This is a genomic window from Nocardiopsis sp. NPDC006832, assembly GCF_040635885.1.
Classification (GTDB): domain Bacteria; phylum Actinomycetota; class Actinomycetes; order Streptosporangiales; family Streptosporangiaceae; genus Nocardiopsis.
The window spans coordinates 45,427-60,867 of record NZ_JBEYLC010000042.1 but is presented as its reverse complement, the minus strand read 5'-3'; the positions used below and the strand labels follow the sequence as shown (position 1 = coordinate 60,867).

Annotated in this window: 16 protein-coding genes; 10 read left to right on the top strand and 6 right to left on the bottom strand. The window is 69.5% G+C overall.

Annotated elements, in window-relative coordinates; translation table 11 throughout:
• Positions 1-12: 12 nt before the first annotated feature.
• The 6 genes from ABZ717_RS19530 to ABZ717_RS19505 all read left to right on the top strand — a co-directional run bounded on the left by ABZ717_RS19530 (position 13) and on the right by ABZ717_RS19505 (position 4,640).
• A complete protein-coding gene (locus ABZ717_RS19530) occupies positions 13-741 on the top strand; it encodes a DUF4097 family beta strand repeat-containing protein (protein WP_358512454.1) in 729 nt (242 codons plus the stop codon).
• Between the two features lie 153 nt (positions 742-894).
• A complete protein-coding gene (locus tag ABZ717_RS19525; protein ID WP_358512451.1) occupies positions 895-1,236 on the top strand; it encodes a hypothetical protein in 342 nt (113 codons plus the stop codon).
• Entirely contained in the window at positions 1,233-1,742 is a 510-nt protein-coding gene (locus ABZ717_RS19520) for a hypothetical protein (protein ID WP_358512448.1), read from the top strand. The genes ABZ717_RS19525 and ABZ717_RS19520 overlap by 4 nt, the downstream gene beginning before the upstream one ends.
• 286 nt (positions 1,743-2,028) lie before the next feature.
• On the top strand, positions 2,029-3,342 hold the full coding sequence (locus ABZ717_RS19515; RefSeq protein ID WP_358512445.1) for a YeeE/YedE family protein: 1,314 nt from the start codon (positions 2,029-2,031) through the stop codon (positions 3,340-3,342).
• A gap of 69 nt (positions 3,343-3,411) precedes the next feature.
• Entirely contained in the window at positions 3,412-4,092 is a 681-nt protein-coding gene (locus ABZ717_RS19510) for a YdcF family protein (RefSeq protein WP_358512442.1), read from the top strand.
• A 65-nt stretch (positions 4,093-4,157) separates the two neighbouring features.
• Positions 4,158-4,640 carry a YbaK/EbsC family protein gene (locus ABZ717_RS19505; protein WP_358512439.1) on the top strand — a complete coding sequence of 161 codons (483 nt, stop codon included), beginning with the start codon at positions 4,158-4,160 and terminating at the stop codon, positions 4,638-4,640.
• Between the two features lie 21 nt (positions 4,641-4,661).
• On the opposite strand, the gene ABZ717_RS19500 is transcribed toward ABZ717_RS19505, so the two are convergent.
• On the bottom strand, positions 4,662-5,120 hold the full coding sequence (locus ABZ717_RS19500; RefSeq protein ID WP_358512436.1) for a hypothetical protein: 459 nt from the start codon (positions 5,118-5,120) through the stop codon (positions 4,662-4,664).
• Positions 5,121-5,288: 168 nt separating this feature from the next.
• Between ABZ717_RS19500 and ABZ717_RS19495 the strand changes: the two genes are divergently transcribed.
• A complete protein-coding gene (locus tag ABZ717_RS19495; RefSeq protein WP_358512433.1) occupies positions 5,289-5,855 on the top strand; it encodes a hypothetical protein in 567 nt (188 codons plus the stop codon).
• A 27-nt stretch (positions 5,856-5,882) separates the two neighbouring features.
• Here ABZ717_RS19495 and ABZ717_RS19490 read toward each other — a convergent pair whose 3' ends face one another.
• The 3 genes from ABZ717_RS19490 to ABZ717_RS19480 form a co-directional block, all read right to left on the bottom strand.
• Positions 5,883-6,014, bottom strand: a complete 132-nt coding sequence (locus ABZ717_RS19490) for a hypothetical protein (protein ID WP_358512430.1) — start codon at positions 6,012-6,014, stop codon at positions 5,883-5,885.
• 29 nt (positions 6,015-6,043) lie between these two features.
• Entirely contained in the window at positions 6,044-7,396 is a 1,353-nt protein-coding gene (locus ABZ717_RS19485; protein ID WP_358512427.1) for an OFA family MFS transporter, read from the bottom strand.
• Between the two features lie 171 nt (positions 7,397-7,567).
• Positions 7,568-8,503 carry a LysR family transcriptional regulator gene (locus ABZ717_RS19480; RefSeq protein ID WP_358512424.1) on the bottom strand — a complete coding sequence of 312 codons (936 nt, stop codon included), beginning with the start codon at positions 8,501-8,503 and terminating at the stop codon, positions 7,568-7,570.
• Between the two features lie 152 nt (positions 8,504-8,655).
• Here ABZ717_RS19480 and ABZ717_RS19475 point away from each other — a divergent pair, with 152 nt between their 5' ends.
• A complete protein-coding gene (locus tag ABZ717_RS19475; RefSeq protein ID WP_358512422.1) occupies positions 8,656-10,956 on the top strand; it encodes an FdhF/YdeP family oxidoreductase in 2,301 nt (766 codons plus the stop codon).
• A 36-nt stretch (positions 10,957-10,992) separates the two neighbouring features.
• Here ABZ717_RS19475 and ABZ717_RS19470 read toward each other — a convergent pair whose 3' ends face one another.
• Complete coding sequence (locus tag ABZ717_RS19470; protein WP_358512419.1) at positions 10,993-12,195, bottom strand: FUSC family protein; 1,203 nt, start codon at positions 12,193-12,195, stop codon at positions 10,993-10,995.
• 132 nt (positions 12,196-12,327) lie between these two features.
• On the opposite strand from ABZ717_RS19470, the gene ABZ717_RS19465 reads away from it, so the two are divergent.
• Positions 12,328-12,963 carry a histidine phosphatase family protein gene (locus ABZ717_RS19465; protein WP_358512416.1) on the top strand — a complete coding sequence of 212 codons (636 nt, stop codon included), beginning with the start codon at positions 12,328-12,330 and terminating at the stop codon, positions 12,961-12,963.
• A 71-nt stretch (positions 12,964-13,034) separates the two neighbouring features.
• Here ABZ717_RS19465 and aroQ read toward each other — a convergent pair whose 3' ends face one another.
• Positions 13,035-13,490, bottom strand: coding sequence for a type II 3-dehydroquinate dehydratase (aroQ, locus tag ABZ717_RS19460; protein ID WP_358512413.1), 456 nt, complete (start codon positions 13,488-13,490; stop codon positions 13,035-13,037).
• 135 nt (positions 13,491-13,625) lie between these two features.
• On the opposite strand from aroQ, the gene ABZ717_RS19455 reads away from it, so the two are divergent.
• Positions 13,626-15,422 carry an acyl-CoA dehydrogenase gene (locus tag ABZ717_RS19455; protein WP_358512410.1) on the top strand — a complete coding sequence of 599 codons (1,797 nt, stop codon included), beginning with the start codon at positions 13,626-13,628 and terminating at the stop codon, positions 15,420-15,422.
• Positions 15,423-15,441 lie beyond the last annotated feature (19 nt).

The following is a 15,441-nucleotide window of genomic DNA, read 5'->3' as shown; positions in this document are numbered from 1 at the left end:
TGAGGAGACCACGTGATCCGACCGGTCGTGCGCACCCTGACCACCGTCGTCGCCGCCTTCTCCCTGGCCCTGGTGGTGGGATGCGCCGGCGACCCCCAGAAGGCGGAGGAACAGGTCTTCGACACGGTGCCCGAACCCCTGATCGTGGAGGGCGGCAACGCCGAGATCGACCTCGTCGCCACCGATGGTGACCGGGTACGGGTGTCCCGAGAGGCGTCCGGCCAGGCCGGCGGCGAATGGGGGATGGAGGGTGACACCCTCACCCTGGGTTCGGACTGCGCCGTCTTCTCCGACTGCGACGTGCGCTACGAGGTGGCGATCCCCGCCACCACCCCCCTTTCGGTGAGCACCGACAACGGTCCCGTCTCCCTCACCGGATTCACCTCCAGTGTGGAGGTCACCAGCGCCAACGGAACGGTACGGGTCTTCGACGCCACCGGGCCGCTGGACCTGTCGTCGGACAACGGGAACATGGAGCTCGACGGGGTCGGTGCCGAGACCGCGCGGTTGGCGACCGACAACGGCACCATCGACGCCGCCTTCACCGACCGCCCCTCGGAGGTGGAGGTCAGCACCAACAACGGGAACGCCACCCTCCTCCTGCCGGACGGCCCCTACGCGGTCTTCGAGACGGTGGGCAACGGGGAGATCGAGACCGAGGTGGACACCGTCGACCGGTCCGAGAACACCATCACCGCGCGCACCGACAACGGCACCATCAGACTGCTCCCCCAGGACTGACCCGCCGCGGGATCGACCGGCCCCACGGCCACCTTCGGCCACTCGGGTTCCGAGAAGCGTTCGGGAGTCTAGAATCGCCGCGCGTGCCCCTGCCGCCTCGGGCGCTCCACTGCCCCGGAGCGTCGGCCCTGCCGCCTCCCGGGGAGTTGTCGGATGTCCCTTCAGCCAGTGGTGTCGATGGCACTCATGGGCCTGCCCGCCGTGGTGGCGTTCGTGGCCCTGTGTCTGTCGGGCCTGGTCCCCCGGCATCGGCGATGGCCGGCCATCGCCGGTCTGATCCTGATCATCGTCGGAGGCGTACTGGAGCTGGTCGTCTACGTCCTGTTCCTCGGATTCGTCGACATCGACCTACCGCTGTGGTCGTCCACCACGGTGAGCCTTCTGACCTGGTTCACGCTGGTCATCGGGGTCCTGTGTCTGGTCCTGGCCGCGACGCGCGGGCCGGCCACCGGCTCGAACGTTCGGCACGCTCCCGCCCCCGGAGACCTGCGATGATCACGCCCGCGCTCGTCTACGCCGCTCTGGCCGTCCTCCCGCCGCTGGGCTGCTCGGCCATCGCGATCGTCCTCCTGGCGCGCTCCCGCAACGCCGGGCGCGGACGCGGGCCGGCCCTGGTCGCCGCGTTGTTCCTGGTCCTGTACGGGGTCTTGGGCGTGACCCACCACGTGCTGCGGATCATCCATTCGATCGTCCTGGAACGGCCGGGAGGGGAATCCGTCGAGGGGACTCCGTCGCGCGTCCTCACCGACAACGTCGTGCAGCCGGTGTGGACGTATTCGAGTTCGGCCCTGATCGCCCTGGTCGTGCTCTTCCTGATCTGGGCCATGATCCGAAGCCGCGCCGACGAGCCGTGGTCGGCCGGGCCCGCGCCACGTCCGGGTTCGCACCGACGCCCGGACCCGTTCCCGCGGACGCCGCCCCCTCCTGGAACGGAACCGCCCAGACCCAAGGGGCGTCACCACGCCCCCGAACCCCCGAGCCATCCCCCGCCGCGCTCCTGATCACCGTCCCGGCCATGTCGAAATAGGTCGATAGCTGTCGATAGCTACCGCCATGGGCTATGTGTTCCGGTTCAGGGGCATGCCCTACAATCGCTCCCATGCTCGGTCCCGCACGCTTCCTGCGCATGGTGCTCATCTCCATGTCGCTGACGAGCACCGATGACGGCCTCTGTCGCCGCCGGTGCCGCTCCGTCGTGCGCTGACCCCGATCCCCCGTCCCGCGCGCCGACACGGCACCGGTCACAGTAGGTCCTTCTCCCGCTCCGTCATGTCTGGACGTCTCTTCGTGACCTCAACACCCACCACTCCGGTAGGAAAGACCGATAAGGTCGACCATCCCGTCGAGTCCTCACCCGCCCTGGCCCTGAGGTGGCGCCCCACCCTGTCCGTTCCACCGCCTCAGGCACCCGAGGCCGAACCGGTGCGTCGGTGGCCGCTGGCCATCGCCCTGATCGGCGCGCTCGGGCTGGCCGCGTTCGTGTGGTCCGAACACGGCGCCCTGCCCGCGACCCTGCTGGTCCTGGGTCTGGGACTGGGCTTCACGCTCTTCCACTCCCGGTTCGGTTTCACCTCGGCCTGGCGCCAGTTCCTGGCCGTGGGCAACGGCACCGGGCTGCGCGCCCACGCGGTGTTGCTCGGCACCACCGCCACCCTGTTCGCCCTGGTCATCGGGACCGGAACCGGCCTGTTCGGAAACGAGCCGGGGCCGTCGGCCGGGCCGATCGGCATCGCACTGTTCGCCGGCGCGTTCCTGTTCGGCATCGGGATGCAACTCGGCGGCGCGTGCGCCTCGGGCACCCTGTTCGCGGTCGGCTCCGGACAGTCCGCCATCCTCATCACCCTGTTCGGGTTCATCGTGGGTTCGGTCATCTACTCGGCGGCCTGGCCGCTGGTGGCCGTCCTGCCCTCGGTGCCCCCGGTGCTGTTGTCCGACCACGTGGGCTGGGGTGGTTCGTGGGCGATCACCATCGCCGCGTTGGTCGCCCTGGTCGTCATCACCCGCGCTGTGCAGAACCGTCGGGTTCCCCCGCCGGTGGGCGCCCCACCCTCGGCCCAGGGGTGGGCCCGCGTCCTGCGCGGTAGCTGGCCGCTGATCGCCGGCGCCCTGATCCTGGCCGCGCTGGGCGCGGCCGTCCTCCTGGTCTCCGGTGGGCCGTGGGGCATCACCTCGGCGTTCAACCTGTGGGGCGCCAAGGGGCTCCAGCTGCTGGGCCTGCACCCCGAGACCTGGGCGTTCTGGTCCCAGCCCGGTCAGGCCGAGCAACTGGCCGGCCCGGTCCTACAGGACAAGAACAGTCTCACCAACATCGGCATCATCCTGGGCGCCGCCGCCGCTGCCGCGGCCGCCGGCACCTGGAAGGTGCACACCGGCCTGAGCTGGAACCTGGTGGCCGCGGGCCTGGTCGGCGGTGTCCTGATGGGCATCGGCGCACGGCTGGCCGGCGGCTGCAACATCGGCGCCTACCTGGCGGGCATCTCCTCGGGCAGCCTGCACGGCTGGCTGTGGGCGGTCTTCGCGCTGGCGGGCACCTGGGCGGGTCTGCGCGCCCGCACCCTGTTCGGTCTGGGCGTGCCCAAGCCGAGCGACAGCGTCTGTTGAGGTCTCCCTCCCCGGGACACGGGCCCCGCCGAACGTCGGGCGGGGCCCGTCCTGGTCTAGGCTGCGGCCATGGCCGAGGTGACGAGGGTGGACCTGACCGAACAGGTACGACGCTGGGCGAGGGTCGTCTACGACCACCAGCGCTTGGGTGAGGAGCCGCGCCGGTGCGACGTGGCCGTGGTGCTGGGCAGCCACGACATCGGGGTGGCCGACCGGGCCGCCGAGCTGTATCGGCTGGGGTTCTTCGATCGGATGGTCATCACCGGCGCCAACAGTCCCACCACCCGGTCCCGGTTCCCTCGTGGAGAGGCCGTGCACTACCGCGAGCGGGTCGTCGAACAGGGGGTTCCGGGGTCCGCGGTCCTCATGGAGACCGAGGCGACCAACACCGGCGAGAACCTCCGGCTCGGTCGCGCCCTCCTCGACTCCGAGGGGGTCACGCCGACCACGGTGATGTTCGTTTGCAAGCCGTACATGGAGAGGCGCGTCCACGCCACCGTCCTCAAGCAATGGCCCGAGGTGGAGACCCTGTGCGCCTCGGCCCCTCTCGACTTCGACGCCTACCTGCCGACCGTGGGCGACGACCGGCTGGTCCTGGACACCATGGTCGGCGACCTGCAGCGGGTCATGGAGTACCCGGCACGCGGCTTCGCCGTCCCCCAACCGGTCCCCGAGGACGTCCGGGAGGCCTTCCATGGCCTGGTCGCCGCCGGCTTCGACCGCCACCTGCTTCCCGGCTCCCGAGGGTGACTCGGTGGTCCACTCCCCCGGTGGGCGATAGCCTGCGGCCGACGTCGAAAACGAGAGGTTCCCCCATGGACGAGGTCGAAGCGTTGCCCGAGCGAAGCCGCCGTGTGGTCGAGGTTCTGGACGGGCTCGGTCTGACCGGACGGGTGCGGGAGCTGCCCGCCTCCACCCGTACCGCCGCCGAGGCCGCGCGGGCCCTGGGTTGTGAGGTCGGCGCGATCGCCAACAGCCTGGTGTTCATCGCCGACGACGCACCACTGCTGGTGATGACCAGCGGACGGCATCGGGTGGACGTGGACCTCCTCGCTCTGCGGCTGGGAAGGAAGAGGATCCGCAGGGCCGAGCCGAAGGAGGTGCGGGCCGCGACCGGTCAGGTGATCGGCGGGGGCGCGCCCGTCGCCCACCCGGCGCCGGTGGAGACCGTGGTGGACACCGGTCTGGCCGAATACCCCACGCTGTGGGCGGCGGCCGGCACCCCGAACACCGTCTTCCCTCTCACCCACGGCGAGCTGGTCGAGATCACCGGCGGCGTCGAGGTCGCCGTCAACTGACGGAAGGCGCGCTCACCCGCCCTATCGCGTGGTCGCCGGTTCCGGCAGGGCCTTGCTCACGCCCCAGGCGACCAGTCCGCAGACGGCGCCGACGACGGCACCGGTGACCAGACCGCTCAGGGCCGCGAAGACCCGGATGACGACCTGCTGGACCAACGGGGACAGGTCGGCGAGGTCACCGCCGAGCGTGGGCGGATCACCCTCATGGGCGACGGTCCATAGGAGCTGGTGGCCGAGCATGAGCACCACCCCGTACAGAACTCCCACCACCAGGAGGGTGCGGAAGGGGTCGGGGACGCGGCGCCACAGGACCACCGCGATCCACACCAGGGGCGGCACGAACACGAACAGGGCGTTGACGAAGGTGCCCTCCTGGATGAGACCGAGATCGTGCAGGACCACGCGCGGCGCGGCGATCAGCGCGAGGAGGACCAGGGCCGGCAAGGACAGGCCCGGGGTGGGACGATCATGTACGTTCATGCCGCCATCGTGCGTGGCGGCCATGGGACACCGCGTCGGCCCGGGGTCGCGTTCGGGTACGTCCGATCGCGTATCCGGGGTGGGCCGTGATCATGTGCTCACTCCCTGTGCGGTACCGTCTTCGATGACGCCGGGCGGACGTCCGGCCCCGGGAAGGACCCCCTGCGCATGACCAGAACCGGATGGATCGCCGCCGTGGCCGCGTTGATCGTCGGCTTCGGCGCCGGGTGGATCACCCACGGGAACACCATGGGGCCGCCCGTGGCCGAACCCGAACCCACCGCGCAGGAAACCCTGCGGCCCACCCCCACCTTCGACCCGGTGACCGTGGACCTGGAGGAGACCCACGACTTCGGCGATGGGTTCACCATCGGGCTGAGCGACTTTCGGCGCGAGGTGGAGAAGGGCGGGGTCGACCCGGTCAGCGGCGAGGAGGAGGACCTACCGTACGTGTCCTGGCGGGTGGAGGTCTCCAACGACGGCCCCGAGCCCGTGCAGACCGGCTCGTTGACACGCACCTGCGAGGTGGGCGATCCGCCCCGGGAGTCGGGCGCGCCCGCCCTGGGTTCGCAGGTCAAGCCGCCCGAGACCCTGGAACCGGGGCAGAGCGGTTCCTGGGACGAGGACTGCTGGGCCGAGGAGGACGAAACCCGACTCCAGTACACGGTGGAGTTCCACGACCAGGACTTCGTGCCGCTGTACCCGCCGGTGACCTTCGCCGGTGAGGTGGACTGAGCCGGGTTCCGTAACGCCGGTGCCGCTTCAGCCGGTGAAGAGGGTGGCCGCCTGCAGGGCCGTCTGTGTCACCCCGTATCCCAGGGCCACGATCACGGCCACCCACAGGAGGACGGCGGCGGCCTTGGCCGAGACGTTGCCGGAGCTCTTCTGTTCCATGTGCTTCTCCTCGGGTTGCGGGGCCGGGCTCACGCGGACTGCCTGGACTTCGCCGGCGCGTCGGAGGCGCTCTCGTCGAGCTGACGCTCGCTGAGTGGGCGGACCAGCATGTTGGCGGTGAACCCGATCGCCATCACGATCACCATCAGGTACAGCGACAGCGTGTACAGGTCCGCGCCGGTACGACCCGCGGCGAGCTGGTGGTCGGCGATCACGTTGACGATGAGCGGCCCGGCGACGCCCGCGCACGACCAGGCGGTGAGCAGGCGACCGTGGATCGCGCCGACGTTGAAGGAACCGAACAGGTCCTTCAGGTAGGCGGGGACCGTGGAGAACCCACCACCGTAGAAGGACAGGATGATCCCGGTGACGGCGACGAAGAGCACCACCGAGCCGGTACCCGCGACCGCGATGAGCAGGTAGAGGACGCAGCCGACGCCCAGGTAGCCGATGTAGGTGCGCTTGCGGCCCAGTGCGTCGGAGGTGGAGGACCACACGAAGCGGCCCAACATGTTGCACAACGACAGCACACCCACGTAGCCGGCGGCCTCGGCCGCTCCCACGTCGGCGAAGAAGTCCTGGATCATGGGGGCGGCCTGTTCGAGGATGCCGATCCCCGCGGTGACGTTGCAGAACAGCACGATCCACAGCAGCCAGAACTGGCGGGTGCGGAAGGCCCGTTCCACGCTGACGCCCTCGGTGGCCAGAACGCTCCCGGCGATCGGGGCGGGCGGCTCCCACCCTTCGGGCTTCCAGCCGGGCGGCGGCACCTTGACGGTCATCGCGCCGAGCATCATGGCGACGAAGTAGACCGCGCCCAGGGTGAGGAACGCGGGGACGATCGCGTCGGCCGGGGTGTCGGCGAAGCGCTCCAGCAGTGCCGCGGACAGCGGTGAGGCGATGAGCGCGCCACCGCCGAAGCCCATGATGGCCATCCCCGTGGCCATGCCGGGACGGTCGGGGAACCACTTGATGAGGGTGGACACCGGCGAGATGTATCCGATGCCCAGGCCGATCCCGCCGATGACCCCGTAACCCAGGTAGAGCAGCCACAGTTGGCCGGTGGCCACACCGAGCGCGCCCACGAGGAACCCGGCTCCCCAGCACAGGCCGGAGACGAACATCGCCTTACGGGGGCCGTTGCGTTCGACCCACTTGCCACCGAAGGCCGCCGACAGGCCGAGCATCACGATCGAGATGCTGAAGACCACGCCGATGGCGGTCAGGGTCGTGTCGAACCGTTCCACCAACGGCGTCTTGAAGACGCTGAAGGCGTAGACCTGGCCGATGGACAGGTGTACGGCGAGCGCGGCGGGTGGGATGAACCACCGGCTGTAGCCGGGCGGGGCAACACTCTTCTCACGGTCCAAAAACGACAGCACGAACCATCCTCGCGATCCTCAGGATTGCTTTCCGTTCGGAATACAGGCCTTTTCCACGCCACTTCCGCAACACCGGAAACAAGCATGGAACATCGTCACACCAGGTGTGAGCGGAATCAAATACGAATTTTCTTTCACGCGATAACGGAGGCTTATCGAAGGGGCCGGGGTTCAGCCGGTCAGCGCCGCCCCTCCGGCGGAGTCGCGTCCGGGCAGGTATTCCTCCAGGTCGACCCCGGTGACGCTGTCGAACAGGGCGCGGGCGAGCACCGGTTCGGGATCGCGGTCGGCGATGACCAGCCCGATCTCCTGGCCGATCTCGGGCCGCACCAGGGGGATGGCGCGCATGCCGTCGGGTATGGCGTGCAGGTACAACCAGGCGTGCGGCATCACGGCCGACCACTGACCACCACGGACGTGGGAGCACAGCGCGCTGACCGAGTTGGTCTCGACCCGGGGCACCGGTCGGGTGCCGGCCTGCCGGAAGGCGCCGTCGATGATGCGCCGGTTCTGCATGTCCGGGGTGAGCAGGCACAGCGGCACCTCCGCCGCTTCGGCCCAGCTGATGCTCGCGCGGTGCCCCAGTGGCCCGTCCTCGGCGGTGAGCAGGACGTAGTGCTCCCGGTAGAGGTGTTTTCGGCGCACGTGGTCAAGGGGTTCGTTGGCGATGTAGGTGACGCCGACGTCGATCTGGAAGTCGGCCAGGGCCTGTTCGATCTCGGTGGAGGTCATCGAAACGATCGACAGGGTGACCTGGGGGTGGCGTTCACACAGCCCACGGGTGATCAGGGACAGGGAGCTGAGGGTGGTGGGGATGGCGCCGATGCGCAGTCGCCCGCTCAGCCCCTCGCTCCCGTTGCGCACGCTCTCCATGAGGGAGTCGTGTTCGGCGATGACCCGTTGCGCCCAGGTGACGATCTGTTCGCCCTCGTGGGTGAACCCGATGAACCGGTTGCTCCGTTTGACGATGGGGACGCGGAACTCCGCCTCCAGCTTGCGGATGGCGGAGGACAGAGCGGGCTGGGATACGTGGCAGGCCTGGGCGGCGCGTGCGAAATGACGTTCCTTGGCCAGCGCGGTCAGGTACTTCAGCCGGCTCAACAACATCGCCCGAGCGTACAGGGACCAAGGTCCCCTCAACAAGAACGGTCAATCGCTTGATAGTGATCTCTTCTTTTGGCATACGCGAACGCATCCGCCTCCTGCGCTTCGCTCCGTGGGGTGAAAGAATGGGCGGTGTGAGACACCATGATTCGCAGATGCCCGATCCCGCACAGGACGCGCCGGAGGTCGGATCACCCAAGGAAAGCGCCGCGGGGATCCCCGCGGTGCTCAGCAGCGTGCGTCACGTAGGCGAACAGGCCGGTGTGATGCGCGGGCTGCCGGCGATGCTCGCCGTGAACCAGAAGCGCGGCTTCGACTGCCCGGGGTGTGCCTGGCCGGACCCGGACAAACGGCACACGGCGGAATTCTGCGAGAACGGCGCCAAAGCGGTCGCGGAGGAGGCCACACGCCGCGAGGTCGGCGCGGACTTCTTCGCCCGGAACCCGGTCGGTGAGCTGGCCCGGCGCTCCGGCTACTGGCTGGGGCAGCAGGGCCGGTTGACCGGGCCGGTGTACCTGCCCGAGGACGGCACTCACTACGAGCCCATCTCGTGGGAGGCCGCCCTGGACCTCATCGCCGAGGAGCTGCGCGGGTTGTCCTCCCCCGACGGCGCGGAGTTCTACACCTCGGGGCGTACCAGCAACGAGGCGGCGTTCGCCTATCAGCTGTTCGCCCGGCAGTTGGGCACCAACAACATGCCGGACTGCTCGAACATGTGCCACGAGTCGTCCGGTTCGGCGCTCACCGAGACGTTGGGCGTGGGCAAGGGCAGCGTGTCCCTGGAGGACATGTACGAGGCGGACCTGATCATCGTGGCCGGGCAGAACCCGGGCACCAACCACCCGCGGATGCTCTCGGCCCTGGAGAAGGCCAAGCGTTCGGGGACGCGGATCGTCACGGTCAACCCGCTGCCGGAGGCGGGTATGAAGGCGTTCCGCAACCCGCAGAACGCGCGCGGCCTGGTGGGCCGCGGCACCGAGCTGACCGACCTGTTCATGCAGGTCCGCCTGGGTGGTGACCTGGCGCTGTTCAGCGCGGTCAACCGGCTGCTGTTGGAAGCCGACCAACGTGGCGAGGACGTGCTGGACCACGGGTTCGTACGGGAGTTCACGCACGGGTTCGAGGAGTTCTCCCGGGCCCTGCTCAAGGAGCCCGAGGACGAGTTCTGGGAACGCACCGAACGCGACTCCGGGCTGTCCCGGTCGTTGATCGAGGAGCTGGTCACCATGGTGACCTCCTCCCACAAGATCGTGGTGTGTTGGGCGATGGGTCTGACCCAGCACAAGCACTCGGTGCCGACCATCCGCGAGGTGGTCAACTTCCTGCTGCTGCGCGGCAACGTGGGCCGGCCCGGCGCGGGCGTGTGCCCGGTGCGCGGCCACTCCAACGTGCAGGGCGACCGCACCATGGGCATCTTCGAGCGGCCCGACGAGTCGTTCCTGGACGCCCTGGGCGCCGAGTTCGACTTCGAGCCGCCGCGTGAGCACGGGCACGACACGGTCAACGCGATCCGGGCGATGGGCCGCGGCGAGGTGGGCGTGTTCTTCGCGATGGGCGGCAACTTCGTGTCCGCCTCCCCCGACACCGAGGTGACCGAGGAGGCGATGCGCCGGGTGGGTCTGACGGTGCACGTGTCCACCAAGCTGAACCGTTCGCACGTGATCACGGGTACGCGGGCGCTCATCCTGCCGGCGTTGGCCCGCAGTGACCGGGACGTGCACGAGGGCCGGGCCCGGTGGATCACGGTGGAGGACTCCATGGGAGAGGTGCACGCCTCGCACGGTGTGCTCGCGCCGTTGTCGGAGGACATGTGGTCGGAGGTGGACATCGTCCGCGCGCTGGGCCGGCGGATGTTCCCCGACGGCACGGTGGACTGGGAGGCGATGGCCGACTACGACCGGATCCGCGACCACGTGTCCCGGGTGGTGCCGGGGTTCGAGGACTTCAACGCCAAGGCCAGGCGGCGCGGTGGTTTCCGGTTGCCGCACGCTCCCCGGGACGACCGCAGGTTCCCGACGGCGACGGGGGCGGCCAACTTCACCACCAACGGCACCTACGCGCCCGAGATCCCCCAGGGCCGGCTGCTGTTGCAGACGCTGCGTTCGCACGACCAGTACAACACCACCGTCTATGGGCTGGACGACCGGTACCGGGGTATCAAGGACGGTCGGAGGGTCGTGCTGGTCAACCCCGAGGACGCCCGTGAGCTGGGGTTGGCCGACGGCGCCTACACCGACATCGTGGGCGAGTGGTCCGACGGACGTGAGCGGCGGGCCCCGCACTTCCGGGTGGTGCACTACCCCACCGCGCGGGGCAGCGCGGCCGCCTACTATCCGGAGACCAACGTGCTGGTGCCGTTGGACTCCACCGCCGACGTGAGCAACACCCCCACGTCCAAGTCGGTGGTGGTGCGGTTCGAGCCCTCCGCCGTACGGAACTCTCCCGTTCGCGATTAGGCGACGCCTGAATGGACCGGCCCGGCATCGGGCCGGTCATCCGCGTCCGCGGAACCGGCCGACACGGATGTCGGGCAGGCGCGGTCGCCAGCGCAGCCACGGAAGCCAGGGTTCCTGGGCCGGGGCCGGGATCGTCGGGTCCTCCAGTTCGCCCAACAGGATGTCCTCGACCTCGTCGAAGCGGATCCCGGCGAACACCATGATGTCGGTGGCGACCATCTCCACGGCCAGGTGGGTGGCGTGGGTGACGGGGTCGTCGTCGGGGGTGCCCGCACCGTAGCCGCGCGCCGCCGTCAGTGCCTGGTTCACGGCCTGTTCCCTGGTTTCCCGGCTGCTGAGGTCGTCGGCGAGGGTGCCGAGGACGTCGGCCATGCCCCGCACGATGGGGGCGAGTTCACGGCGTTCCTCGCTGTCCATGGCCACGGTGGTGCGGGCGAGGAACAGGCAGCTCTCGCCGAGCAGGATGAGCCGTTCGATGACCTCGTCCTCGTCGAGGACGGGTCCGGGGTCGCCCCAGCGGATGGTGGAGAGCCGGATCGTGGTCATGCTCGCCTCACGGGCCTTGCTGAGGTCGGCCATGGGTCTGCTCAGGTCACCGAGACGGTTGACCACCTGTGCGCTGGCGTCGTCTCCGTCGGAGGTCAGGGACAGGCCCACCTCGTCGAGCATGCGGGCCATCTCGCCCAGGGCCTCCTCCTCGATGCGCCGCATCATCGCCACGAGGCGGGCGGGGAAGAACAGCTGGCTCAGCAGCAGGGCCACCCCGGCTCCGATGAGCGCGTCGACGAGTCGGTCGATGCCGGGGCTGCCGTCGCCGACGAAGATCGTGGTGAGGATGGCGCTGGCGGCCGCCTGCCCGACGACGGCGCGTTCGGAGGTGATCGCGGCGGCCACGATCATGGCCAGTCCGGTGCCCACCGTCAGGGCGAGCAGGCCTCGGTCGGTGAGCAACAGCGCGGCCTCCCCGGCGAGGATGCCGATGAAGACACCGGTCAGCATCCGGACCGCGTTGACTCCTCGTTCGCTGCCGGCGGCGTTGAGCGCGATGAGCGCGGCGATGGGCGCGAAGAAGGGGCTGTGGTCCTGGACCAGCCCTCCGGCGATCGCCCAGGCCAGGGCGGCGCCGATGACCGCCAGCACGATCTGGGACACGTAGGAGGACAACCGTTTGCGTGCTTCGAGGAAGGCCGTCCGAATCAGTCGCCGCACGGAGGTGCCCCCCGAGAAAAGTGCTCCCATGGTCTCCTCGTCGTGTGGGACGCCGGAGGTCTGGGGGGACCGGCCCTACTTTTCTACCGGCCGGGATGGTCGAAGTGTGTCAACGCCATGCCCGGTGGGTGCACGCGAGGGGCGTCCCCGTACATTGTGCGCATGCCGACGATCTACCTGATCCGCCATGGAAAGGCCTCCCCCGAGGCAGATGACTACGACCTGCTGAGCCCCACCGGGTACGAGCAGTCGCGACTGTTGGGCGCCGAACTCAAGCGACGTGCCCTGTCGGTGGGCGCGGTGGTGACGGGGTCGCTGCTGCGCCAGCGCCAGACCGCCACCACCGTCCTGGCCGAGGCCGGGATCGACGTGGAACCCACCGTCGATGAGCGGTGGAACGAGTACGACCACCTGAACCTGCTGAGCCGTTTCCCGATCGAGGAGGGCTCGCTGCAACAGCGGTTGGACGCCTGCCTGACCTCGTGGACCACCACCGAGGAGGTGGGGCCGGGTTCGTTCCCGCACTTTCGCGAAGGGGTGCGCGCGGCGCTGGCCGACGTGGCCGCGGACCTGGGCCGTGGGCGGACCGCTCTGGTGTTCACCTCCGGCGGGGTGATCGGCGCCGCCTGTTCCACGCTGATGAACGCTCCGGACTCGGCGTTCGTGATGATGAACCGGGTGACGGTGAACGCCTCGGTGAGCAAGGTGGCGCACGGGCGGGGCGGGACGCAGTTGCTCTCGTTCAACGACCACGCCCACCTGGAACAGGGCGGCCCGGAGCTGATGACCTACCGCTGATCCGGGCCTTTTCACGCCCGTGGCATACCGACCGGTCGGTCCCGATCGTCGGGTGCGGCCCTCGGGTGTGGTCAGGCGCGACGTTCGGCGGCGCGGGCCAGGACGGCCCGCAGCCCCAACTCGTAGCCCACGATCCCGCATCCGGCCACGTAACCGGCGGCCACCGGCGCGGTCACCGAGGTGTGCCGGAACTCCTCGCGGGCGTAGACGTTGGAGATGTGCACCTCGACGACGGGCGCCTCGACGGCGTCGATCGCGTCGCGCAGCGCGATGCTGTAGTGGGCGTAGGCGCCGGGGTTCATCACGACCCCCGCGTAGTGGCGGGCGGAGTGGACGTGGTCGACCATTGCGCCCTCGCTGTTGCTCTGCGCGCAGACCACCTCCACACCGAGTTCCTTGCCCAGGGCGACCACGCGTTCCTCGACCTGGGCGAGGGTGGTGGTGCCGTACTGCCCGGGGTCGCGGGTGCCCAGCAGGTTGAGGTTGGGGCCGTTGAGCAACAGGACGGTGGCGGTGTTCTCGGGCATCGGCGGCTTCCTGGTCGTATTCGGTGTTCGGTGGGACCAGCGTAGACCGTTCCCCTCCGGCGGCCCCGAGCGCGCTTGGGGTATTCGGAGGCGGGTAGCATACCGACCAGTCGGTTCTCATCTTGGAGGCATCCCGTGGCGTCCACCCTGCTGTCCGCGCGCGATCTGCGGTTCCTGCTCTACGAATGGCTCGACGTCGAGGCCCTGACCCGGCGGACCCGGTACGCCGACCATTCCAGGGAGACCTTCGACGGCGCCCTGGAACTGGCCGAACGCGTGGCCACCGACCACTTCGCCCCGCACAACAAGACCAACGACGCCGAGGAGCCCCGCTTCGACGGCGAACGCGTCCACGTCAACCCCGAGGTCAAGAAGGCCCTGGAGGTCTACGCCGAGACCGGCCTGTCCTCCATCGCCATGGACGCCTCCGTGGGCGGCGACCAGATTCCCCGGGTCGTCTCCAGCGCCTGCAACGCCTACTTTCAGGCCGCCAACCTGGGCACCTCCGCCTACCCGTTCCTCACCTCCGGCAACGCGTCCCTGCTCATCGAATACGGCACCCCCGAGCAGATCGACACGTTCGTACGCCCCATGGTGGAGGGCCGCTACACCGGCACCATGTGCCTGTCCGAACCCCAGGCCGGCAGCTCTCTGTCGGACATCACCACCCGGGCCGAACCCGCCGGCGACGGCACCTACCGGCTCTTCGGCAACAAGATGTGGATCTCCGCCGGCGACCACGAACTCACCGAGAACATCGTCCACCTGGTCCTGGCGAAGATCCCCGGCGGCCCGCCCGGGGTCAAGGGCATCTCCCTGTTCATCGTGCCCAAGCACCTGGTGAACGAGGACGGCACCCCGGGCGAGCGCAACGACGTCGTCCCGGCGGGCCTCAACCACAAGATGGGCTACCGGGGCACCGTCAACGCGCTGCTCAACTTCGGCGAGGGCAGGCACACCCCGGGCGGCGAGCCCGGCGCGGTCGGTCATCTGGTCGGCGAGCCCCACCAGGGGCTGCGCTACATGTTCCACATGATGGACGGCGCCCGGATCGGGGTGGGCGCCGGCGCGATGGCGGTCGGCTACACCGGCTACCTGAAGTCGCTCGCCTACGCCCGCGAACGTCTCCAGGGCCGCGCCCTGGGGGCGAAGGACCCGCGTGAGCCGCAGGTGCCCATCATCGAACACACCGACGTGCGGCGGATGCTACTCGCGCAGAAGAGCTACGTGGAGGGCGCTCTGGCCCTGGTGCTGTACTGCGCGCGGCTGATGGACGACAAGCTCAGCGCGGAGTCGCCCGAACGGGTGCGCGAGGCCGGGCTGCTGTTGGACGTGCTCACCCCCATCGTCAAGAGCTGGCCCTCCCAGTGGTGTCTGGAGGCCAACAGCCTGGCCATCCAGGTCCACGGAGGCTACGGCTACACCCGCGAGTACGACGTGGAACAGCACTACCGGGACAACCGGCTCAACGCCATCCACGAGGGCACCCACGGCATCCAGGGGCTGGACCTGCTGGGCCGCAAGGTGGTCCAGGACGGCGGGTCGCGGTTGACGCTGCTGGTGGAGACCGCGCGCGCCACCGTGAAGCGGGCACGAGGGTTGGGCGGAGCCGAGGCCGAGTACGCCGAGCTGTTGGACGCGGCCCTGGCACGCACGGCCGAGACGGCCGCCTCGGCCTGGGCCGAGGGCGACCCGGCCGTGGCGTTGGCCAACGCCACGACCTACCTGGAGGCCGTGGGACACGTCGTGGTGGCCTGGCTCTGGTTGGAGCAGCTGGTCACCGCGCACGGCCGGAACGAGGGTTTCTACGACGGCAAGCGGGCCGCGGCCGCCTACTTCTTCCGGCACGAGCTGCCCAGGACCGGGCCCTGGTTCGACCTGGTCGCCTCCCGCGACCGCACCGTCCTGGACGTGTCCCCCGACGTCCTGTGAGCGCGCGAGGGCCCCGCCT